The 574-nt window shown below is 53.0% G+C and carries 1 protein-coding gene; it reads right to left on the bottom strand.

Annotated elements, in window-relative coordinates:
* Window positions 1-455 (bottom strand): ferritin-like domain-containing protein (locus tag IE219_RS32755; protein WP_189983736.1); only part of this gene is annotated, 455 nt, incomplete at its 3' end.
* Between the last annotated feature and the right edge of the window lie 119 nt (window positions 456-574).

Genomic DNA, 574 nt, shown 5'->3' with positions numbered 1-574 from the left:
CGAGCCTCGACAGTCAGGATAGTGGCCGCGGCGGTCAAATAGGCTGGGTTTTGGATCGAGCCAGCGGCTCCGAGGTAAGCGGAGACACCAACACCCTCGAGAATTTGGGAGACAGCCATGAAAGACTTGGCGTCAACGTGAGGAAAGGTGTAGTTACAAGCTTGGACGGGAGTGGCACCAGCAGCAGTCAAGGCCGTAGTCAAAAAGTTGACGTGGGCAGTCTCATCGTCGGAGATGGTTTGGATCTTGTGTCGAATCTCGTCACTGAAACCGGCGTTGCTGAACGCCTTGGCGTCGTATTTGGCAAGACCTTGCGAGTAGAAGGCAGCCTCAAGGTGCTCGAGAGTCAACGCAAAGTTGAGGATATCGGCATCAGTGATGTTACCAGCGGGGCCGGCGGCGGCCATAGCTGGGGCGGCGATCAAAGCAGCGCTGACGATGGAGGAGGATCTCATAATGGTTTGTTGGGAGTGGGGTGAGTGGCTAAGTGTGTGGTTGGGTGTTAGAAGAAGACAAAGATATTCTTAAGGACGGTAATAATTATTGTTTTTAGGTATTTTTTGGTGGGTTTGAC

This window comes from Streptomyces termitum (genome assembly GCF_014650175.1).
Classification (GTDB): Bacteria; Actinomycetota; Actinomycetes; order Streptomycetales; family Streptomycetaceae; genus Streptomyces; species Streptomyces termitum.
This window is presented reverse-complemented; position numbering and strand designations above follow the sequence as displayed.